This window comes from Vibrio sinensis (assembly GCF_003605645.1).
GTDB classification, from domain to species: Bacteria; Pseudomonadota; Gammaproteobacteria; order Enterobacterales; family Vibrionaceae; genus Vibrio; species Vibrio sinensis.
In genome coordinates this window covers 155,771-179,060 of record NZ_QVMU01000008.1, presented here as the reverse complement: position 1 = coordinate 179,060, position 23,290 = coordinate 155,771, and the positions used below count along the sequence as shown (strand labels likewise).

The following is a 23,290-nucleotide window of genomic DNA, read 5'->3' as shown; positions in this document are numbered from 1 at the left end:
CTGAGTTCCACCTACCACACGGTTTGGCTAACGCACTGCTTATCTCTAACGTTGTACGTTACAACGCGAATGATAACCCAACTAAACAAACTGCATTCTCTCAATACGACCGTCCACAAGCACGTCGTCGTTACGCTGAAGTTGCTGACCACTTAGGCCTAAGCCAAGCTGGTGACCGCACTGCTCAGAAGATTGAACGTCTACTAACTTGGTTAGATGAGCTAAAAGTCGTGCTTGATATTCCATTATCAATTCAAGCCGCTGGTGTTAACGAAGCTGATTTTATTGCAAAACTGGATGATCTATCCGTTGAAGCGTTCGATGACCAATGTACTGGCGCGAACCCACGTTACCCACTTATCAGTGAACTACGATCGGTATTAACGGCATCTTACTACGGCGCTGCATATGTTGAGGGTAGCACTTTCGAAGGTACAAGCGTCATTAAGAAAAAGGCAGACCAAGAAGCATCGAAATCGGTTTTAAAGCCAGGATTAAAAGATGTATCAAAAACAAAGAAAGAAAAAGCTATCGCTTAATTTGATGCGTTTTGAAAGGCGCTTTGAGGTGAGTTTTCGCTAGCACGATTCTTACCTAATACAGTCTGTTATGAAACACAAAGGGCTTCACCTACTCATTGGTTAATGAGAAAGGAAAGCCCTTTTTTATTCTACCATTGCACCGTACTACATTGCACCGTACTATTCAGCGGCATCTTTGAAGAGCATTGTTTAACAACATTACTCGACAACATTACTCAAAAACATTGTTCAACAGCACCATTACTGGCACGATTGTTCGGCGCTAATGTTAGGTACTATTTGTTTGGCACTATTGAAAGGTATGGTCGAGTCGTAGAGCGTTGAATACGACAAAATCGACTACTGCTTATTTCGACTACTGCTTATTGCGGTTTTCTAGGTAAGTATCTTGAAGAATATACATACGCTTAATATCGCAATACTCGCCGTTCACGAATATCTCTTTAACTAAGTGACCCTCTTCAACAAAGCCACTCTTCTCATAGAGGTGGATCGCTCTTTCGTTATTGACCGCAACGTGTAAATACACTTTGTGCAGGTTCAAAATCGTAAACGCATAGTTCAATGCTTTGTTGATTAAAGTACGTGCGTAACCACAGCCTTGGTAATCTGGCGCAATAATAATCTGGAATTCAGCGCTACGGTGAATCGAGTTGATTTCAACAAGTTCGACTAAACCGATCGATTGTTTGTCGGCGTTCTCTACGATAAAACGACGTTCGTTGCTGTCGTGGATGTGCTTACGGAACAACTCTTCAAGTTCATAATAAGATTCATAGGGTTCTTCAAACCAATATGACATGATTGAACGGTTGTTGTTGAGCTGATGAATGAAACGAAGGTCAGTTTGCTCAAGGGCGCGTAATCGGATTTCATTATCCATGATTCTTTCCATTAACAAGTAAAAATAGTGTTCATAACATAAAATACAGATTCTTATGCTGTCTCGAGAACATACCACTATTATTTGTGGTGGGAAATGAAAATTTTAACGCTATCCCAACAAATTTGGCGCGGTTTAACTTCGCGCCAAATGAGGTTGTTTATTTAAAATAAGATAGTTTGTTTCACGCTCAAACGCTCAGAGATTTAGGCTCTTTCGGCATACCTAAGCCACGTTCTGCAATGATGTTTCGTTGGATTTCATTGGTGCCGCCATAGATGGTGTCAGAACGGGTGAATAGGAATAATGACTGTAAGCGTGTTAAATCATAAGGACCTTGCGCCAATATTTCAGATTCTGGGCCTAAAACATCCATAGCTAACTTACCCAAATCACGATGCCAAGTAGACCAATAGAGCTTATAAATGAGCGCTTCTTTAGGTAATTGACCGTTATCAGTTGCTGACAACATGCGCAAAGAGTTGTAACGCATGATCGTCAGTTCACTGTGCGCTTTGGCAATTCGCTGACGAATATCGCTGTTATTTGCCATGCCATTAGTTTTGGCTAATTGGATTACTTCATCGAGTTCGTTTTGAAATAGCATTTGTTGCCCAAGCGTCGACACGCCTCGCTCAAACCCTAATAGAGCCATCGCAATGCGCCAACCATCTCCTGGTTCGCCAATAATATCGGCAGCGATGGCATCATCAAAAAACACTTCGTTGAACTCGCTTGTTCCTGTTAGCTGTTGAATCGGCCTAACTTGAACCTCGGTCTGGTCCATACTCACGAGGAAAAATCCCAAGCCTTTATGGCCGATAGAACCTGACTCGCATCGAGCAATAACGAAGCACCAATCCGCGTCCATTGCTAAAGATGTCCACACTTTTTGACCGCTAATCGACCAATGTTTGGTTGTTGAATCGTAGCTTGCTTTGGTTTTTACTGCGGCGAGATCGGAGCCCGCATCTGGCTCGGAATATCCTTGGCACCAAAGATCTTGACCTGAAACAATACCGGGTAGGTAACGTTGTTTCTGCTCCTCAGTGCCAAACATAGCAATGGTTGGCCCAGCGAGACCCTCGCCAATATGACCGACTCGCCCAGGCCCGCCAGCGCGCGCATACTCTTCATGAAAGATAACTTGTTGTTCGATGGTTGCGTCGCGCCCTCCATCTTGCTGGGACCAACCGATACATGTCCAACCACCTTGAGCGAGCTTTTGTTCCCAGCTTTTACGTTCCTCGGTGAACATGTGTTCATCCCCCGGGCCACCACGAAAACGTAGAGGCTCAAACTCGCCAGTCAGATTTTGCTCAAGCCACTTGGCGATTTCATTGCGAAAAAGCTCATCCTCAGTGCTGAATGTCAGTTTCATAATGTCGTTCCTTGTTGTGGTTCTTCACTCTTTAGCGTTTGACTCGCTAACGTATTATTTTTTAACGTACTGCTCTCTAACGCATTGTTTTCTAACGAATGGTTCTCTAAGGAATGACTCTCTAACTTATGACTCTCTAACTTATTGCTCCCTAACTTATTGTTCTGTAAATGGTTGCGCCCCAATTGACCGAGTAATTGATCGGCGAGTTGTTGGTGATGATAGGCGCTACTACCAAGTAAGACGCCACTAGATTGAGCCCGCTTGAAATACAAATGCACATCAAATTCCCATGTAAACCCAACACCACCGTGCAATTGAAGCGCAGTCGACGCATTAAAAAAATAGGCCTCGGAACAATAACTTTTGGCAATACTGGCGGCTTGCTGTAAATCCGCCTGATCGGGTTGGGTTTGAGCAGTTAGTAGGGCAGTATCAGCAATGCAGGCTGCATAATAGACAGCAGAACGACTTGCCTCTGCTTTTAACATCATATCGGCGGCCTGATGTTTCACCGCTTGAAAGCTAGCAATGGTTCGATTGAACTGAGTGCGTTGTTGAGTATATTGGACGGTTTGGTCAAGTACGGCTTGAGTTCCACCCAGTTGCTCTGCAGCCAAGCCAATTTGTCCGGCTGCTATCGCAGCCATAAGTGTTTCGCTCGCATGGTGATCGCTTGCCAGCAGATTAGAAGCATCGAGAATTAGGTTCTCTAAGTGAATGTGCGCGAGGTTTTGAGTTTGGTCCATGGTTGGGAGATGCTTGGGGCTTATGCTGGCGTTATCCGCATCGATGACAAACAAACGAATGCCTTGCTCACCCTCAATTCCTTGTTCTCTCGCTGCTAAAATTAGCCACTGGGCATGATGGCCGTAGGGAACATAACGGTAGGTCCCGTTGAGTACATATTGATGACCTTGCTTTGTAAAGCTAACTTCGACGGCATCACAACCCCATCCTCGCTCAGTACCTACGTTGACGCTGGTATAGGCAAGAGTGGCGATTTCTCCTTGAAGAAGACGTTCAAAATAATGTGTTTTTTGTGTGTCATCTGCCGCCAACAGTAAAGCAGTGGTTGCCATACACGCACTGGCATGAAAGGGAGAGTTAACTAATTGCGCTCCTATTTTTTCCAGCACAATACACAGTTCAACATACCCAAGGCCCAAGCCACCGTATTGTTCAGGGATCAAGATGCCGTGGAAAAACATGTCATCACAGATTCGCTGCCATAGCTCGCGATCGTAGCCCTGTTCTGATCCCATCGTTTCTCGTGTTACGGATACCGGACACACTTGGCTAAAGAAGTCATTAGCACTTTGCTCAATCATGATTTGTTCGTCTGTGTAGCTAAAATTCATGTCATCCCTTGGCTTATTAGAATTACGTCAAGCCATATTGCATAGGGGCTGTGCAACGAACAACGTACAAGTGGACTATATCGGCTCGACTTGAAGTCACGGTGGTGTTGACTGTGTAGTTGCCCCCTAAAAAAGGTCATATCAGGGGTGTTTTGAGCTGAGTTATAACGTATTCCAAAGTGGACTTACGAATCATACACCCCATTTTAATCAAATAGTTGCAAGGCGATACGGCATTTTTAGTCGCTAGATACACCCTCTCTTTAAACAATGTTTGAACTTTAGTCTTAATGGACGATGAGCGACATTTACAAACTCTTAATAATTGCCGTAGTGTGATAATCAGAGGACGAGAATATGGATATCAAGGCGCTTGGGTATTTTGTAGCCCAGACAAATGACCTAAAAAAATGGCAAGACTATGCAGAGCAGGTGCTGGGCATGCCGGTACAAACGGCTCCTAACGGTGGTCTCTACATTAAAATGGATGACCGTCCATATCGAATGCTCATTGTTGAAGGCCCTGAAAATCGTTATATCGCCTCTGGCTGGGAGCTATCTTCTAAAAGTGCTTTTGATGCAGCGGTAACAAAACTGACAGACAAGCAAGTTCAGTGGGAGTTTGGTAATAAAGAACAATGCGAGCAACGCGGCGTTCAAGAGCTAGTGATTTTTAATGATCCAGCTGGAAATACTCATGAAGTTTACTGGGGTTTCCTTTCTGGCTGCGAAGTCTTTATCTCCCCACAAGGTGTACCGCGTTTCCTTACCGATGAAATGGGCCTTGGGCATACTGTTCTTCCGGCGCCAAATTTTGATGAAACTTATCAGTTCTTGATGGATGTGATGGGCTTTCAGCTTTCCGATATTTTCAATTTCCGTCCGGCCCCTGACGCACCACCAGTGCGCATTTACTTCATGCACTGTGAAAACCCACGTCACCACAGTTTGGCAATTTGTGAATTCCCAGTCCCGACGGGCTGTGTGCATGTGATGGTCGAAGTGGATTCTATGGCTGAAGTTGGCCGAGCTAATGACCGACGCATCGCTCATGACGTGCCGCTGTCGGCGACATTAGGTCAGCACTTAAATGACAAAATGACCTCTTTTTATATGAAAACCCCATCTGATTTTGATCTTGAGTTTGGCCACGGTGGCTTGCAAGTCGATTGGGATGACCATCGCGCATTTGAATTTACCCGTGTGAGCTTGTGGGGACACGATTTTTCAGTGGGACAGGAGAAAGGCAATGAATAAGGAAATGACCATTGACCAGATGGTAGATTCACTGGAAGACGGAATGACGATTGGTATTGGCGGCTGGGGACCTCGTCGTAAACCGATGGCGTTGATTCGTGCCATTCTAAACTCTGATGTGAAAGATCTCACGATTGTTGCCTACGGCGGTGCTGATGTCGGCATGTTGTGTGCGGCAGGAAAAGTGAAAAAACTCGTTTTTGCGTTTGTGTCACTCGACTTTATTCCTCTCGAACCTTTTTTCCGCCAAGCACGTCAAAGTGGTGAATTGGAGGTAATGGAAATCGACGAGGGCATGATGCTGCTTGGCTTGCGAGCGGCAGCTTGGGGTTGCCCATATATTCCTACTGCGCTGGGCTTAGGTACTGATGTGTTGTCGGTTAACTCTGAACTGAAAGTGATTGATAGTCCATACGATGAAAAAGAATGGGTTGCGATGCCAGCGTTAAAGTTGGATGTCGCTTTACTTCATGTTGATCGAGCTGACCGTCGTGGTGTGTGCCAAATTAAAGGCCCAGATCATTATATGGATGATTGGTTTGCGCGTGCTGCGGATAAAACGTTCGTCAGTTGTGAAGAAATTGTCGAGTCAGAGGCATTTTATGATGCAGAAGAATCGCGTTATGTACTGTGGGAACGTAGCCAAACGACTGGCGTGATTGAAGTGGCTGGTGGTGCTCACCCTACGTCTTGTGCTCCTTTGTATGGCTTTGATACTGCTCACTTTAAAGAGTACGCCTCTTCAGCTCGAGAGGGTGGTTTTGAGGGCTACTTCAGCAAGTACATCCAAAACAGCGATGAACTAGCCTACCAAGAAAAAGTGGGTGGCTTGGATGCTATTCGCCAGTTATCACTGCCAGTTTACTAGAGGACGATTCGATGAAAGCAGCACAAGATTATAGCCTTGCGGAATTAATGATTTGCGCTGGCGCAGAGGCGTTTCGTCACGATGGCGAAGTATTAGCGACCGGCATTGGTGTTATCCCTCGCTTGGCGGCAAGCCTAGCGATGAAGACGGTCAACACAGATTTAATGATGACGGATTCGGAAGCATTTCTACTTTCAGAACCGAATCCCATTGGTCAGCGCGGCGAGCAGTTCGTGCAAAAAAATGAAACGTGGATGGGTTTTTCTCGCATTTTCGATAATGTTTGGAGTAAGAAACGCCACGCCATGGTTGGTCCGACTCAAATCGATCAGTATGGTCAATCCAATATTTCCGCACTGGGCAGTGATTACCAGCGTCCAAAAGTACAGATGCTGGGCGTAAGAGGCTTCCCAGGTAATTCGATTTGCCATGCCAACTCGTTTTTTGTACCAGACCATAACAGCCGAGTTTTTGTTAGCGGCGAATGTGACATGGTGGCATCTATTGGTAAAAATCCGGCTCGACTACCGAAAGGTTACTCTCTTGATGATATTGATCTTCGTTTGGTCATTACTAACCTTGCGGTGATGGATTGGCAAGGGCCAAATAACCAGTTGCGTTTAGTTAGTTTGCACCCAGGGGTGACAGTGAATGAAGTTGTCGCGAATACAGGTTTTGAAATTTTTGTTCCTGACAATGTGGTGATTACGCCAGCACCAACAGAAGAACAGCTCGCCATTATTGCTCAACTTGACCCAGATAATATTCGCTCTCGTCAACTTAAAGGTAACCCATCAGGGGTTCGAGAGGAGTCGAAAGCGGTTAAGGAGAGCCTTGTATGAATGAAGCCCCAATCTTGATTGATGATGTGGTTGAGTACCACATCAAAGAGGGTATTGCAGTTGTCACTATGGCAAGAGCGCAATACAACAATGCACAGAATGGACAAATGACTTACGCGCTTGATAAAGCGTTTAAGCTCGCGTGTGATGACGATGAAGTCAAAGCTATCGTCTTATGCGGCGCCGGAAAACACTTTTCAGCTGGGCATGATATTGGTTCTCCCGGTCGTGATATTGACCAAAGCTTCGATCGCGCCAGTCTTTGGTATGACCATACCAACAAACCTGGTGGTGAGTTTCTTTATGCGAGAGAGCAAGAAGCCTATTTAGGTATGTGTCGTCGCTGGCGAGATATGCCAAAACCAACTATCGCTATGGTCCATGGCGCTTGTGTTGCTGGTGGATTGATGCTGGCTTGGGTGTGTGACTTGATTGTTTGTTCGGAAGATAGCTTCTTTCAAGATCCGGTGGTGAGAATGGGGATTCCCGGTGTGGAGTATTTCGCTCACGTATTTGAGATGAATCCTCGAATGGCTAAAGAGTTTCTTTTCTTGGGTGAAAGGATGACCGCCCAACGTGCCTATGAGCTTGGCATGGTGAACCGTGTGGTAGCTAAAGCCGACTTGGAAGCAGAAACCTTTAAAATGGCCGGTAAGATAGCGACCATGCCAAGATTGGGTTTGCAACTGACTAAACAAGTGGTGAATACCGTCGAAGATATCATGGGTAAACGGACCTCCATGGATATGGCGTTTGGTTTCCACCATTTTGCTCATACTCATAATCAATTGATCTCCGGTGATAAACTTTCTGGTTTTGACGCTAAAGCGATGGCGCAAGCGAATAAGCAACAAGAGACCGAGTCCGCAAAAGGGAGGTAGGAATCATGTTACAGACAGAATTAACACGCAAACTAGGATGTCGATACCCTATCGTGCAAACAGCAATGGGTTGGGTGTCGGATTCAAACTTAGTCATAGCCACGACCAAAGCCGGAGGCTTTGGTTTTCTTGCTGGCGCCACGATAGTTGCGGATGAACTAGAAGATGAAATCAAACGAGTCATCTCTGAGACGGGCAGTCGTAACTTCGGCCTCAACTTTCACATGTTTCAAGAAAATGCGGCGCAATGTGTTGACCTTGCGATTGAGTATAAACTTAAAGCGATCAGCTACGGTCGCGGTCCAGATAAACAGACTATTGCTCGCCTAAAAGCGGCAGGTGTACTGTGTATTCCGACCGTCGGCGCAGTAAAACACGCGATTAGCGCAGTGAAATTGGGCGCGGACATGGTCACTATCCAAGGTGCGGAAGGTGGCGGTCATACTGGTGGTGTTCCCTCTTCAATATTACTTCCTCAAGTTTTAGACGCGGTTGATGTTCCTGTTATCGCTGCTGGTGGTTTTTCTACTGGTCGTGGCCTTGCTTCTGCGCTCGCCGCTGGCGCTTGCGGCATTGCGATGGGCACTCGCTTTTTAATGACGACCGACTCACCAACACCAAGCACCACGCTTGAACGATATCTAGCCGTGCATGATCCACAGAAGATTCAAGTGACCACCGCAGTGGATGGCTTACGACATCGCATGATCTCGACCGCATTGATTAAGAAACTCGAAAAATCGACCGCCATGGGACGCTTATTTATCGCACTATCAAGTGCATGGAAATGGAAGAAGCAAACCGATATGACGTTAGTTCATATGATGAGTGTTTTCTTCAAGTCATTGAAAGAAGATCCGGCAGAACTTTCACAAACCGTTATGGCTGCGAACCAACCGGTGTTATTGCAACACTCAATGGTCGATGGGCATCCAGATCAAGGTATTTTACCGAGCGGACAAGTCGCCGCTGCAATCAATGAATTGATCTCAGTCGATGCTTTGATAAATGAAATTGTTGATGAAGCCAATCAGTGCTTAATCAGTTTGTATCACAACAACGCCAATGATTTGGCCTATCAGCATAAGGAAGTGAGTTAAATGAAAGAACAAAACCAAACCAGTGCTTTTAGCATTGTTGTTGATAACGGTATCGCCGAACTGGTTATTGCAAGGCCACCGGTTAATGCACTAGATAGCCGTGAGTGGTTGGAATTGGCGCAAGCGATTGAACAGCTTGGTACGCAAGAGCATGTGAGCGTCATTGTTATTCGCTCAGAAGGCCGTGGCTTTTGCGCTGGCGTCGATATTAAAGAGTTGGATCAATACCCTGAGCGTATCGTTCAGGTTAATGCAGGAAATTACGCCACATTTAAAGCGGTTCACCGTAGCCCTGTACCTGTGATTGTTGCAGTGCATGGTTATGTGCTTGGTGGCGGTATTGGAATTACAGGAGCCGCTGACATTGTGGTGGCTTCTGAATGTGCCACATTCGCACTACCTGAGGTTGATCGTGGAGCAATGGGCGGCGGTGCCCACTTGCAACGCTTATTCCCAGTACAAAAAGTGCGTTATATGTTTTTCACGGGTGAAACCGTTACGGCACAACAGGCGGATCGGTATGGATTTATTGAACGCATTGTTCCTAAAACCGAGTTAAGAGAAGCCGCACTGGAGATCGCGGGTAAGATTGCCGCGAAAAGTCCAGCGATGATAAGAATTGCCAAAGAAGCACTCAATGGAATCGAAGATGGTGATCTAGAAGCCAAATATCGCTGGGAGCAAGGATTTACATTAGAAGCCTATACAAGGCCGGACTCGGCTGAAACAAGACGAGCGTTTGTCGAAAAACGCGAAGCACGTTTTGACTAATCTGAACTGATTTTAGGTTATTCCGAGTTCAGGTTAATTGGTTATGGAGGACATAAACCACCATGGAATTACATTTTACCGATAAACAACGAGCCTTTCGCGACGAAGTACGCCAATGGCTTGCAAGCAACGTCCCGCGCGAGCCTTTGGCAAGTTACGACACCAAAGAGGGTTTTGAGCAACATCGCGCGTGGGAGAAAAAACTCTACGAAGCACGCCTATCAATGGTGATGTGGCCAGAAGACTTGGGCGGCCGAGGCTGTGACTTAATTGATTGGCTCATTTTTGAAGAAGAATACTACGGCGCTGGCGCTCCAATGCGCGTCAATCAAAATGGCCAATTACTTCTTGGTTCTACACTGATTGATTTTGGTACCGAGGAACAAAAACAGCAGTTTTTGCCTCGTATGGCGTCGAGTGATGACATGTGGGCGCAAGCTTGGTCTGAACCTAATGCTGGTTCTGATATGGCTGCGATTACCAGTAAAGCGGTACTTGATGGCGATGAGTACGTCATCAATGGTCAGAAAACCTGGTCTACACGAGCGATTTTCGCTGATTGGTGTTTTGGACTGTTTCGCAGCGATCCGGATTCGGTACGTCACCATGGCTTATCTTATTTGATGGTAAAACTCGATACCCCAGGTGTGACGATTCGTCCAATTAAAGCGTTAAATGGTAAAGAAGCGTTTGCCGAGATCTTTTTTGACAACGTTCGCGTTCCGGCTCAAAACCGTATCGGTGAAGAGGGTAAAGGTTGGCAAGTCGCGATGGCGACCGCGGGCTTTGAGCGTGGCTTGTTACTGCGTTCGCCAGCACGTTTCCAACAGACGGCGCGTGAACTGATTAAGCTGTTCCATGAAAACCAAACTCACGCCGCGCAAAACCCAGCGCTTGCAGTAGACGTTGCTAATGCTTGGTCTGATGCGCAAGCCTATGCTCTATCGGCATATTACACGGTAGGGCGTTTGAGTAAGGGCGAAAAAATTGGTGCAGAATCGAGTGTGAATAAGATTTTTTGGTCTGAGCTTGATTTGAAAATGCATGAACTCGCCATGGAGATTTTAGGCGCACGCGGTGAGTTGACCAACGAAGCCAGCACGCGATGGCTTGAGGGATTCTTATTTGCCCAAGCGGGTCCTATCTACGCCGGAACCAATGAGATCCAGCGTAATATCATTGCTGAGCGAATGCTTGATCTACCAAAAAGTTGAGGTGAAAAATGGATTTTACATTCACAGAAGATCAGTTGGCCTTTAAGGATGCAATTAGCCGTTTTTTGATGACGGAAACTGCACCGGAAGTGCTGCGAGAGATCTGGGAAACTGACTCAGGACGTTCACCAAAACTGATGAGTAATATCGCGGAGCAGGGGATGCTTGCCGTCTCTGTTCCAGAAGAAAACGGCGGCATCGGCATGGGTGATGTTGCTTGGTCTTTGTTGACTCAAGAACTTGGCTATTACTGTATTCCTGACGTTATTGCTGATACCGGTTATACCGCCGTTGGCTTACTCAGCGCACTGCCACAATCCACATTACGTGATGAATGGCTTGAGCACATTTCTACTGGTTCACTGCGTGTCGCGGTTTCTCATCCTGAAAACCCTTTAGTCGCGGACGCGCATTTGGCTGACTTGTTGTTATTAATCGATGGTGATGATGTACATGCAGTGAAACGCGATCTGGTTGATGTTGTTCCGTGCACCAGCATTGATTCATCACGAAGATTGGCGAAAGTGGCTTGGAATCCGACTGATGAAACCAAGCTAGTCGGTGGCGAGCAAGGTAAGCAGGTTAAAGAACAACTGTTTAACCGAGGAGCATTAGCAACCTCTGGACAGTTATTAGGGTTGGCGCAACGGATGCTGGATCTCTCCGTTGATTATGTCGCGCAACGAAAACAATTTGGTCGTGCCATTGGTAGTTTCCAAGCGATTAAGCACCACTTAGCTGACGTAGCCAAAGAAATAGAGTTTGCTCGCCCAGTATTATACCGCGCTGCACACTCGCTTGAGACCGGGCATCCTGACGTTGATTTGCATGTTTCTCAAGCCAAATTGTACGCGGCAAAAGCGGCACATTTAGCTGCTAAGCAAGGCATTCAAGTTCATGGTGCCATGGGTTATACCTGGGAAGTCGATCTGCAAATGTTCATGAAAAGAACATGGGCACTAGAGTCTTACTGGGGTTCAAAAGCATCTCATCAGCAGAGGTTGTGTGACTTTGTCCACTCCACGCTTGCACAAGATTTGGTGAGCGCTGGTCCAGAATCAACATTTGGGAGAGGCTAATGGCACAAGCATATATTGTCGATGCGATCAGAACGCCAACAGGGCGACGTAAGGGAAGTTTATCCGATATTCACGCCATCGATCTGGGCGCTCATGTGTTGAAAGCCTTAGTAGAACGTAACGCGATCCCCGCTGAAGATTACGATGATGTGATTTTTGGTTGCGTCGATACGATTGGCTCTCAAGCGGGCAACATCGCAAGAACCAGCTGGTTAGCCGCAGGTTTACCACTGAACGTGCCGGGGACAACCGTTGACCGTCAGTGTGGTTCTTCGCAACAAGCGATTCATTTTGCTGCTCAAGCGGTGATGAGTGGTACTCAAGATGTCATTGCAGTCGGTGGCGTACAAACCATGACTCAAATCCCCATCTCTTCTGCGATGCTCGCCGGCCAACCTCTGGGTTTTACCACTCCATTTGCTCAAAGTGAGGGTTGGAGTGCACGCTTTGGGGATGCACCCGTCGATCAGTTTTATGCCGCTCAACGGATTGCCGATCATTGGGACGTGACGCGCGCAGAAATGGAAGCGTTTGCCCTCGAAAGCCATCGCCGTGCAATCGCAGCTCGTGATGAGGGTTATTTTGAGCGTGAAATTGTCCCAATTGCAGGGCTAAGCGCAGATGAAACACCAAGACAAACCTCTGTTGAAAAAATGGCAGAGCTTGATCCTGTTGGAGAGAGTTATCCATCTATCACTGCGGCAGTCTCAAGCCAAACTTGCGATGCTTCTTCTGCGCTGTTGATCGTCTCAGAAGAGGCGCTCAAGCGTTATAACTTAACGCCTCGCGCACGTATCCACCACATTAGTGTGTTGGGGGATGATCCTATTTGGCATCTAACGGCTCCAATTCCAGCGACCAAAGCGGCGTTGAAAAAGGCCGGATTAACCATAGATGATATCGATGTGGCGGAAGTGAATGAAGCGTTTGCTTCGGTAGCGATGGCATGGATGAAAGAAACGGGCTGCGATCACGAGCGTATGAATGTGAATGGTGGCGCCATTGCACTTGGTCACCCATTGGGGGCGACGGGGGCAAGATTGATGACTGGATTACTGCATGAACTTGAGCGTCGAGGTGGGCGTTTTGGTTTGCAAACCATGTGCGAAGGCGGTGGTTTGGCGAATGTGACTATCATCGAACGGCTTTAAATCACGATTATAGACAGAGCAAATACGTCATGGCGATACGAAATTAATACGAACATTAATCCGTCTGCCATGACGTGACGATAAGTTAAGGAGAGACAATGGAATGGTGTAGCGGACGCACAGTGATCATTACCGGTGCAGGCGGCGGACTTGGTCGATCGTATGCATTGGCTTTTGCCAAAGAAGGTGCCAATGTTGTTGTGAATGATATTCGCCATGATGCGGCAGCGGCGGTTGCTGATGAAATTGTGACAGCAGGTGGCAAGGCGATAGCGAACAGTAACGATATTACAGCCCTAGACAGTGCTCAGTTGATTGTTGATGCGGCCCTGTCGAAGTTTGGTGAAGTACATGTTCTCGTCAATAATGCTGGGATCTTGGCTGACAGAATGTTTGTCAGCTTGACTGAATCTGACTGGGATAAAGTGATGCAAGTGCATCTTAAAGGTCATTTTTGCTTAGCGAATATCTTGGCTCGTCGTTGGCGCGATTTGGCCAAAGCGGGCACGCCAGTCGATGCTCGCATTATCAATACGACTTCAGGAGCTGGGCTACAGGGTTCGATTGGCCAGTCTAATTATTCGGCTGCAAAAGGTGGAGTAGCGAGTTTAACGTTAGTTCAAGCCGCAGAATTAAAGCGTTATGGCATCACTAGTAATGCGTTAGCGCCAGCAGCGCGTACTCACATGACCGAAAGTGCCATGCCGGATGTGGTGAAAAAACCAGAAGATGACAGCTTCGATTTATGGGCTCCAGAAAACGTCGCACCGATTGTCGTGTGGCTTGGCAGTGCGCAATCTTCTCATGTGACAGGGCAAATATTTGAAAGCCAAGGCGGTCGTATCTCCTTGGGTGATGGTTGGCGCACGGGTGTTACCGAAGACAAAGGCGCGAAGTGGACATTAGAGCAAGTTGGCCCATCGATTGACGCTCTGCTCGATGAAGCTGTCCCTGCTCAAAAAGTATGGGGATCGTAATATGGAAGAGATCGATCGTCGTCGTCGCCAGCTTATTAAAGGTGGGTTAGGCACTGGTGCACTCGTGGCATCTGGCGTGAGCTTTGTCGCGAATGCCAATGCGTTATCGGGTTCTGCTAAGCAACAATCTTTGCCATTACCAGAATATGAGCGTTGGGACTTAACCGATATGAGCGAGTTGCTCAAAAAAGGGGAAGTCACACCGTTAGAGCTGTTTGATGCAGCAACCGCAAGATTTGAGCAGCGCAAGCAGTTCAATTTGCTGACGGTGAATCACTTTGACCAAGCGCGAGAAAAAGCGATTGAACAAAGTGGCTACTCAGCGAAACAGCGCGAAGCTATCTATCAGAAAGCGCCACTGCAAGGTGTTCCTTTTGCCTTGAAAGATCTTCATATCCAGCTCAAAGACACCATTACAACCAATGGCAGTGAGTTCTATAAAGACGCTCTAGCGAAGCAGAACTCAACATTGACCGATCGTTATCAAGCGGCCGGGCTTAACATTCTTGCTAAGTTGAGCAGCCCAGAGTTTGGTCAAACTGCCACGACAGAATCTAAGCTTCATGGTGATACATTAAATCCATGGGACGTACGCTACTCTTCAGGTGGTTCAAGTGGGGGTTCTGCTGTCGCCGTTGCTGCTCGTATTCTTCCGGCTGCCCACGCCAGTGATGGCGGTGGTTCGATCCGAATCCCAGCTTCGCACTGTGGTGTGTTTGGGTTAAAACCGAGTCGTGGCTTAGTTCCGATGGGCCCCGGTCAGGTTGAAGGTTGGATGGGGTTGTCTGTCCATAACGTGATTACCCGAACGGTAAGAGACACAGCAAAACTTCTTGAAGTGACCAGTGGTTCAGAGTCTGGTTCGCGTATACACCATCAAAATACCGATTTTGTTGCAGCGATTGCACGCCCACCAAAGCGTTTGAAAGTGGCGGTGATGGCGACGCATCCATTTGGTTTACCGATTGATCAAGACTGTTTAGACGCGGTAAACAAGACGGCCGAGTTACTGACTTCTCTCGGCCATCAGGTGGAATACGCAACGCCAGCATTGCCAATTAAAGATATGTTTACCGGTATGGGAATCGCCACATCCAGTGGTGTGCTTCATGCCATTCGTGAACGAGAAGCCATTGTTGGACGAGCAGCGGTAGAGAATGAGTTTTCTCCGATTGTTTGGCAGCATATCCAGCGCGCGAAAACATTCACAGCGCAGCAAGTTTATGATGCACGTAAAGCATTCGACGAGGGTGGCAAAGTATTTGATGATTTCTTCAATCAATACGATGTGATCTTATCGCCGGTTACGGCTGGGCCGCCACCTAAAATTGGCGAACTGACGCTTTACCAACCATACGATGCGTTTGTGCAAGAGGTAATTAAAGCGTCACCCATCACGGCGTTATTTAATATGACGGGTTTACCTGCTATGTCAGTACCTTTGCACTGGAATGCAGAAAATCTACCCATTGGCGTGCATTTTGGCGCCGGATTTGGTCAAGAACCATTGTTACTTTCATTGGCAGCAGAGCTAGAAACCGCCCTCCCGTGGAGTGACCGCATGCCGAGTACTATCTAACCTAGGTTCATTATTCATTCTGCTTACTATGAAGTAGGGGGGATACAACAAAAACGCCCGCTAAGTATGACCTAGCGGGCGTTTGTTATTTCTGGAGGGGTAATATTGCTAGAGTAGTTTGTGGTTTGGTTTTGGATAGAAGCTTGTCAGCGAATTATCTAGTTTCGCAATCTATTAATCAAATCATGTATGGCAAAGCCAAATTAGAAATGTCACATTAAATATTTATCCAATATAAATGCAAGTAATGTAGAAACTACTGCCACAACAATATTACTTTCTAGCACACTTTTAAGCTTTGCAGCAACACTCGTTGTGACCAGTATGTTGTGATCACCAACCTGTACTGCTTCTGAATTTATATTATAGGTATTGTTCACTTGTTCCCCACTTTGCTTAGTGCCGGTGTATTCAATATTAATCGGATTGTCCTCATGAAAGGAGGGCAAAGGAGATTTGCAAGTTCTGTTCATAAACTTAAACTGGTTACTTAAATCGCTACGAGTAATTTTTTCGATAGAACTGAAATGTTTACTTAAACCACTGTTGGTAATCTTTTCGATAGAACCAAACTGCTTACTTAAATCATATTTATTCATAGTTTAAGTTAATCCTTACTGACGTCTTTTGTTTAACTATCAGATAAGTTATCACATTGAATCATTTACCGTTTGTGGGGTATTTCCATCTTAAGAGGAATGTGTAAATAAAATTAGATACTTATGGAGAGTCATGATTGATAAGAAAAATTTAAAAAAATCTTCGAAGACAATAAAAGGAAAAAAGCCCTAGAAAGGGAAGGAACAAAGGTGATTTAGGCCACTGCGAAGGATTCCTTCCTAGTTGCCAGCTCGGAATGGGGTAGAAGTGAATTAGGTATAGTTGTTAGTGCAATGTGAGCACTAAGCGATTTTGTCGAACTTTTAAATAGAGCCGAAAGACCCCTCCTAACCTCCCCTTTATTGTGTTTTTAGGCCAATTTTATTTCCACTAAGGGGAGGGACGAAATGCTAAACGTTGAAGATATGGTGATCATCTTATGCTGTTCATTATTTACTAAATGGAAAAGCCAACGTTTCACACTCTAATTAGCCAAAAGTTTCCAACCACACGAGGAAAAAATTCAGGACAGAATTTTTAGGTTTTCGGCGTAGGGAACGCCTAAAACCGACCGGACAGCACACTCGATCAAAAAGCGCCTTTCTGATGACTCTTTGGCAAGACAAAGAGTTATTGGTCCGCATTCGCGAGGTGAAAGAAATGCTCGGTAGTTTTAAGCGGGACACACAGCGTCGGCAAACTAGAACAGACCTTAAGGTGTCTGTCTCTCTAATTCTCCAATCCTCTCATCATTCAGCCGAAAGACCCCTCCTAACCTCCCCTTTGTTGTGTTTTTAGGCCAATTTTATTTTTCAGCAAGGGGAGGGACGAAATGCCAAACGTTGAAGATATGGTGACCACCTTATGCTGTTCATTATTTACAAAAATGGAGCCTGCTTATCACACTTCAATTAGCCAAAAGTTTCCAACCACACGAGGAAAAAATTCAGGACAGAATTTTTAGGTTTTTGGCGTCGGGAACACCTAAAACCGACCGTTTAGCACACTCGATCAAAAAGCGCCTTTCTGATGACTCTTTGGCAAGGCAAAGAGTTATTGGCCCGCATGCGCGAGGCGAAAGAAACGCTCGGCAGTTTTAAGCGGGACATACAGCGTCGGCAAACTTGAACAGACTGTAAGGTGTCTGTCCCTTTTAATCCCTAAGCTCAATATTCATTCTGCTTATTATGGAGTAGGGTGGATATAACGAAAACGCCCGCGAAGTTTGGACTAGCGGGCGTTTGTTGTTATAGCTCAGCTATGTGCGAAAGAGTTTCTGGGTTACGCTGAACCAATTTTAAAAGCGTTACCGCTTGTCCATTTGGTGCGCTTCGACCTTGTTCCCAACTTTCTAATGTACGAGATGATGTGTGTAACAAACGAGCAAACACACCACGAGACATATTAAACTGTTCACGAATACTCACGATTTCATCAGGTGAGATATTTAACTCACTAATGTCGTTAACTTTATGAGTTTTAAGGGTTAGTTTGCCCTCTGAATGCTCTTTAGCTTCAGTAAGTGCTGAACTTAACTCTGCAAATAGATCACGATTGCTCATTACGCCATGTCTCCACAAAAGCTTTTAGCTGTTTCTTCTGGTCTGCGGTTAAATCGGACATTTCATTCTTGCCATAAATGGTCAGTAAGTAGAAACGACACTTTTCATACGCAAAGTATACGTGATTAACGTACAGTTGACAAAGTTGCCCATCCAGTACTCTCATCACTAAGCCGAATGACCCCTCCTAACCTCCCCTTTATTGTGTTTTTAGGCCAATTTTCTTTTTCAGTAAGGGGAGGGACGAAATGCCAAACGTTGAAGATATGGTGTCCATCTTGTGTTGTTCGTTATTTGCACAGCAGAAGAGCGAACGTTTCACACTCCAATTAGCCAAAAGTTTCCAACCACACGAGGGAAAAATTCAGGACGAATTTTTAGGCTTTCGGCGTCGGGAACGCCTAAAACCGACCGGATAGCACCCTCGAACAAAAAGCGCCTTTCTGATGACTCTTTGGCAAGACAAAGAGTTATTGGCCCGCATTCGCAAGGTGAAAGAAACGCTCGGTAGTTTTAAGCGGGACATACAGAGTCAGCAAACTAGAACAGACGGTAAGGTGTCTGCCCCTCTAATTTATTTCAAGTAGAACGGTACTCATAAGTAGATAGGGGCGATAGGTAGAAATATCGAGAACATCCCTCTACAACGATCTCTAACTTAATAACGACTCGTCATCCCCATTCTATGTGACATATCATCATTCATACGGCCGCCTTTCCATCCACCTTTACCTAGTAAATTAAGCACGTCGCGAGCATTAAATTCATTGGCTAAAAAGAAATCGTATGAAATATCGTGGCGAATTTGGCTAAGAGCAGGATTATTCGCCAAATCTAAATCGAGAGGATCAGCAAATAATGCGAACGTAATTTGCTGTTGGCGTTTACACAGTGTTGTCACATTGGCTTGTATTTGTCCTACAGTGAAGTAATCACGGCTTCCATACCCTTTTTGCAATATTGGTGACAGTGCCTTAATGACTTTCTTTACTCGACGGCGTTGGATATATCGAAACATATTACCCTCAACTTCACTGTTATCTTTATTGGTCGTATACCATGTTTAGAACACATTACAGGCATGAGGAAAACCAAGTCAAACACTTACTGCTAAAGAGGACGTTAGTGGAAATACACACTAACAATCATTGGCAATTTCAAGTTAAATCTTTAGACGAAAAAACGCCCGCTAGTCAGACTGAGCGGGCGTTTTTATCAAAGTACACGTCTAAGGCAAATGTATAAAGTCGACGTACTTTAATTTGTTATAGCGTTTCAATGGTATCTAGTAGCTGACGATTGAACTCTTCAGATGTGACTTGCGCCGTTTCCATGTCGAAGTTCTCGTAAAAGCTTGGTAAAGAGATGCTCGCTTTTACGTCCGCTGCAAAGTAAGGCGCTGAACCTGTTGCGGCTGCCAATACACTCGCTGCACCGCCAGGGCCGGGTGAAGTCGCTAGCATGATGACAGGCTTACCTTGGAATACTTGCATGTCGATACGCGTTGTCCAATCGAACACGTTCTTATAGGCCGCAGTGTAAGAACCATTGTGCTCAGCGAAAGAGATAACAATAAGATCTGCATCGCTGATTGCTTGGAAAAATTGCTTAGCTTGCTCAGGTTGGCCAAGTTCTTTTTCGCGTTCATCACTAAAGATAGGCATTTCTAGTTGGTTGATATCCAACATTGTGATCTCAGCGTTTGGAACTTGCTTTGCTGCGTAGTGAGCCAATTGTTGGTTAATTGAATTCTGGTTGTTGCTTGCGCCAAACGCTAATACTTTCATCTGCTATTCCTCAGTGCTTTTGCTCAATTCGGTTGATGAGGGGAGTTTACTTTGATTCCATATTTTGATTAATAGGGTTAATGTGTAATCATTATTTCCATATGACTTGCAATTAAAAGCACTCGCTACTCTTTCGTTGCAACCATTCGAGTGCTACACCTATGTTTTTTTCTTTAACCGTAATTCTATCAATCTGAATGAGCCAATCTGTTTCTTCTTTAGGTAGTTTCAATATCCTGATCTCTGGATATTTGTTAATTACATGATTAGGGATCAGTAGCCAATTGCTGTCGAGTTTTAGTAATTCAATGGCGGACTCAATACTGTTTACATAAGTGATGCTTGGCGACAATGGTGTGCTGTATTGGCTATTCTCATCGAGCAAGATAATTTGTCGATGTTTTTTCAACTGTTCGAATACAAGCTGTGAGTCATTGAGTAAAGGGTGAGTATGATGAACGGCCACAGAAAATGGTAGATAGCCAATCATGCCTACTTCAATCCCTTTCGGAAGGCTGTTGCCAAATGTCATAAAGCCAATATCTGCTTTGTGGTTCACTACTGAGTGAGCGACGTTATCGTTACTTTCACTGTATAGATTTAGCTCTGTATCTGGAAAGCGTGAATAAAATTCACCAATCATTTGATAAAAACTTGGTGTGAGGAGAATAGGATTAATGGCAATAGATATCTTACCCTCAATTCCAGAACTGAATGCATGAATCATGTTCTCGATGCTTTGAGAGTAGTCCACTAAAGCAACAGCTCGCTGATACAGCTGCTCACCTTGATCCGTTAAAACGGGAAAACGGGAAGAACGGTCAAAAATTTGGATTCCGGTATCAATTTCTAAGTTAGCAATGGCTGTGCTAACCGCTGACTGAGCTTTTCTTAGTTTTCTCGCAGCCGCGGAAAAAGATCCACATTCGACGCACAGCACGAGAGTTTCTAACTGGTTGAGATTGAACATGCGTATCTATCTATTTTTTAGATGGAAAGTAACTATACGTCATATTGATTGTAGATAGAATGGCGACATCTCCCTAACAAATTGAACGTATCAATCTAGAAATGCAAAACATGAAAACCAATACTTCAAACGAGCTAACTTCAACACAGCAAGAGCTACAAGCATTAAGAGAACGTATTAAACAAAATACAGAGTCTATGCTGACTTCAACCAAAAAAGTGGATGTGAATGACGCGATGTCAGGTGTGATAAAAGTGATCGGTACTTTTGAGAAGTCTTAACAGGCGTTAAATCAGATCAACAAACCACTTCTTGTATCAACACGAAGTGGTTTGCTTAACAAAAACGACTTTAGCTCTAATAGTAACAAGACTATCGCATTATCGTAGAGGCGATTAAGTTGGCTACTTGTTGATAAAGCAGCGCAAAAATAACGGGTTAATTAGTTTAATCCACAGCTCGTTTAATGATGATTTGATTGGGAAAGTGTTGTTTCATTTGATTGGTTTCATAAGGCGAGGTGTATTGTTTTACATCAGCGATGGGAGCCTCTGTTGCAACCTCAATAGTGACTCCAAACTCATGGGCACGTGCTTCAAATTCATCAAATACGGCTTTTTCTTGCTCAGTTAACTGCGTTAAATCTTTACCTTCCAATGCAATCATCTTATCAAATAATAATTTGTCTTCTGGGCTCATGATTATGTCCTCAATGCTGAATCTTATTACTACTTTAGCCCCATTATTCACAAAATCCAACGAGTGCTGATTTGGGTGGTTTTAGAGGAGTAGTTTGATGAGCGAAGATTCCTCCCCAATGGGTGTTGGGTAAGCTATGTACTTTTATCGACATTTAAAAGAATTTAAGAGGATTTCAGCGAATTTACCTCAATAGATGCCATAAAGTAACGCAATTCATAATAGCGTTTAAGGTGTCTGTCCTTTTAATTTAGCATTTTAATTTTGCGTTTTTATCTCGATGATATGACGTTTCTACCACGGTTTTTGAGACTGTTTCTATCGTGGCAGTGCATAACGCGGTTTGGTACGTGTAGTTGTGATGGTTTTAACCAGCAGGCGTAAGTTTTGATGAATAGTTGATGATTAATTGATGGTTCTTTCATGATTGCTTGGTTAGTCCATATTGACGATGAGTACCCACTTAAAGTGTGGAAATCTCGTAAAGACTAATCAAAGAGAATAGCGTCGAAACCATTCTGAATCGGCGTGGGTGTTTAGGAGAATAAACATGGCAATCTATCAAGAAATAACGTCACATGAAGTCAAAGAAGACTACCTCACGCCAGAGGCGCTTGATCTTATTGAGAAAGCAACAGCGTTAATTCCGACGTTGAAAGAGCGAGCTCGTCAAGCAGACGTCGATGGAAAAGTACCGGACCAGTCAGTGGCTGACATTGCAGAAGCTGGCTTGTTTCGAGTATTGCAACCTAAGCGATGGGGTGGCTATGAACTTGATCCACGAGTGTTTTATCGAATCCAGATGATCTTGGCTCGAGGCTGTATGTCTACGGCGTGGATTTATGGTGTTATTGGCGTCCACAATTGGCAGTTGCCACTGTTTCCAGAGCAAGCACAACAAGATGTATGGAAAGACGATTCGAGTACTCGTATCGCTTCAACGTATATGCCTGTGGGTAAAGCGGAGAAAGTTGAGGGGGGTTACAAATTCACAGGTCGCTGGGGATTCTCAAGTGGTTGTGAACATTGTGAGTGGATTTTCCTTGGTGCACTTTTACCGAAAAAAGATAATCCTGAAGAGCTGGAGCATGCGACTTTCCTACTGCCTAAGTCAGATTTCTTAATTGAAAAAAATTGGGATGTACATGGCCTAAGAGCGACAGGAAGTCATGACATTGTAGTTGAAGGTGCATTTGTTCCTGAGCATCGCGTTCAACGAACTAATAATCATAGTAATGATGGTTGTCCGGGGCGCGAAACAAACCCAAGCTGGTTATACAAAATTCCATTCACTCAAGTTTTTCAACGCGCAGTATCTTCGGCTTGTATCGGTGCGCTTGATGGTGCGATTGATGAGTTTAGAGAGCGTGCGAGTGCCCATATTGGTAAGCACGGCAGCAAAACGGCGGAAGATCCAAATGCACAATATGCAGTATGTGATGCCATGATGCTTAGCGATCAACTTAAGTTGGTACTGCTTCGTAACTATGGACGCATCGTTGATAACATCCGTGATGATCGAACTCTTGAAGTTGAAGAACGCTTGATGCAACGCGCACAATCAGCGGCAGTGCCAAAACTGTGTGCAGAGCAAGTTGATTCACTACTTAGAGCATGTGCCGCTTCTGGGCTGTATCGTTCAAATCCGATTGAACGAATCGTTCGAGATATTCATCAAGCTCGTGGTCACATTGCGAATAACACTGATGCTTATATGCGTGCCCAAGGCTCGGTGATGCTTGGTATGCCCAATATGGACCCATTTGTTTAGCGAATTTTGCTGATC

At 45.1% G+C, this 23,290-nt stretch carries 22 protein-coding genes and 2 pseudogenes; 14 read left to right on the top strand and 10 right to left on the bottom strand.

Annotated features, from left to right (window positions below):
- Positions 1 to 539, top strand: a pseudogene (locus DZ860_RS11260) (iron-containing alcohol dehydrogenase); the annotation flags it as partial.
- A gap of 358 nt (positions 540 to 897) precedes the next feature.
- Here DZ860_RS11260 and speG read toward each other — a convergent pair.
- From speG to DZ860_RS11245, 3 genes are all read right to left on the bottom strand, one after another.
- Complete coding sequence (speG, locus tag DZ860_RS11255) at positions 898 to 1,425, bottom strand: spermidine N1-acetyltransferase (protein ID WP_165862891.1); 528 nt, start codon at positions 1,423 to 1,425, stop codon at positions 898 to 900.
- Positions 1,426 to 1,615: 190 nt separating this feature from the next.
- Positions 1,616 to 2,806, bottom strand: coding sequence for an acyl-CoA dehydrogenase family protein (locus tag DZ860_RS11250; protein ID WP_120031277.1), 1,191 nt, complete (start codon positions 2,804 to 2,806; stop codon positions 1,616 to 1,618).
- The gene (locus DZ860_RS11245; RefSeq protein WP_120031276.1) at positions 2,803 to 4,167 is read right to left on the bottom strand and encodes an acyl-CoA dehydrogenase family protein; all 1,365 of its coding nucleotides are present in this window, start codon (positions 4,165 to 4,167) and stop codon (positions 2,803 to 2,805) included. The genes DZ860_RS11250 and DZ860_RS11245 overlap by 4 nt, the downstream gene beginning before the upstream one ends.
- Before the next feature lie 357 nt (positions 4,168 to 4,524).
- Here DZ860_RS11245 and DZ860_RS11240 point away from each other — a divergent pair, with 357 nt between their 5' ends.
- The 11 genes from DZ860_RS11240 (at position 4,525) to DZ860_RS11190 (ending at position 15,886) form a co-directional block, all read left to right on the top strand.
- Positions 4,525 to 5,424, top strand: coding sequence for a VOC family protein (locus DZ860_RS11240; protein ID WP_120031274.1), 900 nt, complete (start codon positions 4,525 to 4,527; stop codon positions 5,422 to 5,424).
- Entirely contained in the window at positions 5,417 to 6,292 is an 876-nt protein-coding gene (locus tag DZ860_RS11235; protein WP_120031272.1) for a CoA transferase subunit A, read from the top strand. The genes DZ860_RS11240 and DZ860_RS11235 overlap by 8 nt, the downstream gene beginning before the upstream one ends.
- A gap of 11 nt (positions 6,293 to 6,303) precedes the next feature.
- Positions 6,304 to 7,134: a CoA-transferase subunit beta gene (locus tag DZ860_RS11230; RefSeq protein ID WP_120031270.1), complete on the top strand. Its 831-nt coding sequence runs from the start codon at positions 6,304 to 6,306 to the stop codon at positions 7,132 to 7,134.
- A complete protein-coding gene (locus DZ860_RS11225) occupies positions 7,131 to 8,015 on the top strand; it encodes an enoyl-CoA hydratase (protein ID WP_120031268.1) in 885 nt (294 codons plus the stop codon). The genes DZ860_RS11230 and DZ860_RS11225 overlap by 4 nt, the downstream gene beginning before the upstream one ends.
- Before the next feature lie 5 nt (positions 8,016 to 8,020).
- Positions 8,021 to 9,115, top strand: a complete 1,095-nt coding sequence (locus tag DZ860_RS11220; RefSeq protein WP_120031266.1) for an NAD(P)H-dependent flavin oxidoreductase — start codon at positions 8,021 to 8,023, stop codon at positions 9,113 to 9,115.
- A complete protein-coding gene (locus tag DZ860_RS11215) occupies positions 9,116 to 9,886 on the top strand; it encodes an enoyl-CoA hydratase family protein (RefSeq protein ID WP_120031264.1) in 771 nt (256 codons plus the stop codon).
- A gap of 62 nt (positions 9,887 to 9,948) precedes the next feature.
- Positions 9,949 to 11,100 (top strand): acyl-CoA dehydrogenase family protein, encoded by a 1,152-nt coding sequence (locus DZ860_RS11210; RefSeq protein WP_120031262.1) that lies wholly within the window; start codon positions 9,949 to 9,951, stop codon positions 11,098 to 11,100.
- An 8-nt stretch (positions 11,101 to 11,108) separates the two neighbouring features.
- Positions 11,109 to 12,179 carry an acyl-CoA dehydrogenase family protein gene (locus tag DZ860_RS11205; protein ID WP_120031260.1) on the top strand — a complete coding sequence of 357 codons (1,071 nt, stop codon included), beginning with the start codon at positions 11,109 to 11,111 and terminating at the stop codon, positions 12,177 to 12,179.
- On the top strand, positions 12,179 to 13,330 hold the full coding sequence (locus tag DZ860_RS11200) for an acetyl-CoA C-acetyltransferase (RefSeq protein WP_120031259.1): 1,152 nt from the start codon (positions 12,179 to 12,181) through the stop codon (positions 13,328 to 13,330). Before DZ860_RS11205 ends, DZ860_RS11200 begins: the two co-directional genes overlap by 1 nt.
- A gap of 98 nt (positions 13,331 to 13,428) precedes the next feature.
- Positions 13,429 to 14,307, top strand: coding sequence for an SDR family oxidoreductase (locus tag DZ860_RS11195; protein WP_120031257.1), 879 nt, complete (start codon positions 13,429 to 13,431; stop codon positions 14,305 to 14,307).
- A 1-nt stretch (position 14,308) separates the two neighbouring features.
- Positions 14,309 to 15,886, top strand: a complete 1,578-nt coding sequence (locus tag DZ860_RS11190) for an amidase (RefSeq protein ID WP_120031255.1) — start codon at positions 14,309 to 14,311, stop codon at positions 15,884 to 15,886.
- A 212-nt stretch (positions 15,887 to 16,098) separates the two neighbouring features.
- On the opposite strand, the gene DZ860_RS11185 is transcribed toward DZ860_RS11190, so the two are convergent.
- The 6 genes and pseudogenes from DZ860_RS11185 to DZ860_RS11160 form a co-directional block, all read right to left on the bottom strand.
- Complete coding sequence (locus DZ860_RS11185; RefSeq protein ID WP_120031253.1) at positions 16,099 to 16,485, bottom strand: hypothetical protein; 387 nt, start codon at positions 16,483 to 16,485, stop codon at positions 16,099 to 16,101.
- 1,248 nt (positions 16,486 to 17,733) lie between these two features.
- Complete coding sequence (locus tag DZ860_RS11180) at positions 17,734 to 18,048, bottom strand: helix-turn-helix domain-containing protein (RefSeq protein ID WP_120031251.1); 315 nt, start codon at positions 18,046 to 18,048, stop codon at positions 17,734 to 17,736.
- Positions 18,035 to 18,166 (bottom strand): annotated as a pseudogene (locus DZ860_RS24955) (type II toxin-antitoxin system RelE/ParE family toxin); the annotation flags it as partial. The pseudogene DZ860_RS24955 and the gene DZ860_RS11180, both read right to left, overlap by 14 nt.
- Before the next feature lie 540 nt (positions 18,167 to 18,706).
- Complete coding sequence (locus tag DZ860_RS11170) at positions 18,707 to 19,066, bottom strand: DUF6559 family protein (protein ID WP_120031248.1); 360 nt, start codon at positions 19,064 to 19,066, stop codon at positions 18,707 to 18,709.
- 247 nt (positions 19,067 to 19,313) lie between these two features.
- Positions 19,314 to 19,835: an NADPH-dependent FMN reductase gene (locus tag DZ860_RS11165; RefSeq protein WP_120031246.1), complete on the bottom strand. Its 522-nt coding sequence runs from the start codon at positions 19,833 to 19,835 to the stop codon at positions 19,314 to 19,316.
- Between the two features lie 112 nt (positions 19,836 to 19,947).
- Positions 19,948 to 20,805 (bottom strand): LysR family transcriptional regulator, encoded by an 858-nt coding sequence (locus DZ860_RS11160; RefSeq protein ID WP_120031244.1) that lies wholly within the window; start codon positions 20,803 to 20,805, stop codon positions 19,948 to 19,950.
- Positions 20,806 to 20,915: 110 nt separating this feature from the next.
- Here DZ860_RS11160 and DZ860_RS24425 point away from each other — a divergent pair, with 110 nt between their 5' ends.
- Complete coding sequence (locus DZ860_RS24425; RefSeq protein ID WP_165862890.1) at positions 20,916 to 21,086, top strand: hypothetical protein; 171 nt, start codon at positions 20,916 to 20,918, stop codon at positions 21,084 to 21,086.
- Between the two features lie 166 nt (positions 21,087 to 21,252).
- Here the strand turns inward: DZ860_RS24425 and DZ860_RS11150 are convergent, their stop codons facing one another.
- Positions 21,253 to 21,504 carry a hypothetical protein gene (locus DZ860_RS11150; RefSeq protein ID WP_120031240.1) on the bottom strand — a complete coding sequence of 84 codons (252 nt, stop codon included), beginning with the start codon at positions 21,502 to 21,504 and terminating at the stop codon, positions 21,253 to 21,255.
- 550 nt (positions 21,505 to 22,054) lie between these two features.
- Between DZ860_RS11150 and DZ860_RS11145 the strand changes: the two genes are divergently transcribed.
- Positions 22,055 to 23,275, top strand: coding sequence for an acyl-CoA dehydrogenase family protein (locus DZ860_RS11145; RefSeq protein WP_120031238.1), 1,221 nt, complete (start codon positions 22,055 to 22,057; stop codon positions 23,273 to 23,275).
- Positions 23,276 to 23,290: the final 15 nt, after the last annotated feature.

What these genes read in the sequence shown, in the direction of transcription:
- speG (WP_165862891.1), bottom strand. Translation starts at nt 1,425, where the DNA reads ATGGATAATGAAATCCGATTACGCGCCCTTGAGCAAACTGACCTTCGT.
- DZ860_RS11250 (WP_120031277.1), bottom strand. Translation starts at nt 2,806, where the DNA reads ATGAAACTGACATTCAGCACTGAGGATGAGCTTTTTCGCAATGAAATC.
- DZ860_RS11245 (WP_120031276.1), bottom strand. Translation starts at nt 4,167, where the DNA reads ATGAATTTTAGCTACACAGACGAACAAATCATGATTGAGCAAAGTGCT.
- DZ860_RS11240 (WP_120031274.1), top strand. Translation starts at nt 4,525, where the DNA reads ATGGATATCAAGGCGCTTGGGTATTTTGTAGCCCAGACAAATGACCTA.
- DZ860_RS11235 (WP_120031272.1), top strand. Translation starts at nt 5,417, where the DNA reads ATGAATAAGGAAATGACCATTGACCAGATGGTAGATTCACTGGAAGAC.
- DZ860_RS11230 (WP_120031270.1), top strand. Translation starts at nt 6,304, where the DNA reads ATGAAAGCAGCACAAGATTATAGCCTTGCGGAATTAATGATTTGCGCT.
- DZ860_RS11225 (WP_120031268.1), top strand. Translation starts at nt 7,131, where the DNA reads ATGAATGAAGCCCCAATCTTGATTGATGATGTGGTTGAGTACCACATC.
- DZ860_RS11220 (WP_120031266.1), top strand. Translation starts at nt 8,021, where the DNA reads ATGTTACAGACAGAATTAACACGCAAACTAGGATGTCGATACCCTATC.
- DZ860_RS11215 (WP_120031264.1), top strand. Translation starts at nt 9,116, where the DNA reads ATGAAAGAACAAAACCAAACCAGTGCTTTTAGCATTGTTGTTGATAAC.
- DZ860_RS11210 (WP_120031262.1), top strand. Translation starts at nt 9,949, where the DNA reads ATGGAATTACATTTTACCGATAAACAACGAGCCTTTCGCGACGAAGTA.
- DZ860_RS11205 (WP_120031260.1), top strand. Translation starts at nt 11,109, where the DNA reads ATGGATTTTACATTCACAGAAGATCAGTTGGCCTTTAAGGATGCAATT.
- DZ860_RS11200 (WP_120031259.1), top strand. Translation starts at nt 12,179, where the DNA reads ATGGCACAAGCATATATTGTCGATGCGATCAGAACGCCAACAGGGCGA.
- DZ860_RS11195 (WP_120031257.1), top strand. Translation starts at nt 13,429, where the DNA reads ATGGAATGGTGTAGCGGACGCACAGTGATCATTACCGGTGCAGGCGGC.
- DZ860_RS11190 (WP_120031255.1), top strand. Translation starts at nt 14,309, where the DNA reads ATGGAAGAGATCGATCGTCGTCGTCGCCAGCTTATTAAAGGTGGGTTA.
- DZ860_RS11185 (WP_120031253.1), bottom strand. Translation starts at nt 16,485, where the DNA reads ATGAATAAATATGATTTAAGTAAGCAGTTTGGTTCTATCGAAAAGATT.
- DZ860_RS11180 (WP_120031251.1), bottom strand. Translation starts at nt 18,048, where the DNA reads ATGAGCAATCGTGATCTATTTGCAGAGTTAAGTTCAGCACTTACTGAA.
- DZ860_RS11170 (WP_120031248.1), bottom strand. Translation starts at nt 19,066, where the DNA reads ATGTTTCGATATATCCAACGCCGTCGAGTAAAGAAAGTCATTAAGGCA.
- DZ860_RS11165 (WP_120031246.1), bottom strand. Translation starts at nt 19,835, where the DNA reads ATGAAAGTATTAGCGTTTGGCGCAAGCAACAACCAGAATTCAATTAAC.
- DZ860_RS11160 (WP_120031244.1), bottom strand. Translation starts at nt 20,805, where the DNA reads ATGTTCAATCTCAACCAGTTAGAAACTCTCGTGCTGTGCGTCGAATGT.
- DZ860_RS24425 (WP_165862890.1), top strand. Translation starts at nt 20,916, where the DNA reads ATGAAAACCAATACTTCAAACGAGCTAACTTCAACACAGCAAGAGCTA.
- DZ860_RS11150 (WP_120031240.1), bottom strand. Translation starts at nt 21,504, where the DNA reads ATGAGCCCAGAAGACAAATTATTATTTGATAAGATGATTGCATTGGAA.
- DZ860_RS11145 (WP_120031238.1), top strand. Translation starts at nt 22,055, where the DNA reads ATGGCAATCTATCAAGAAATAACGTCACATGAAGTCAAAGAAGACTAC.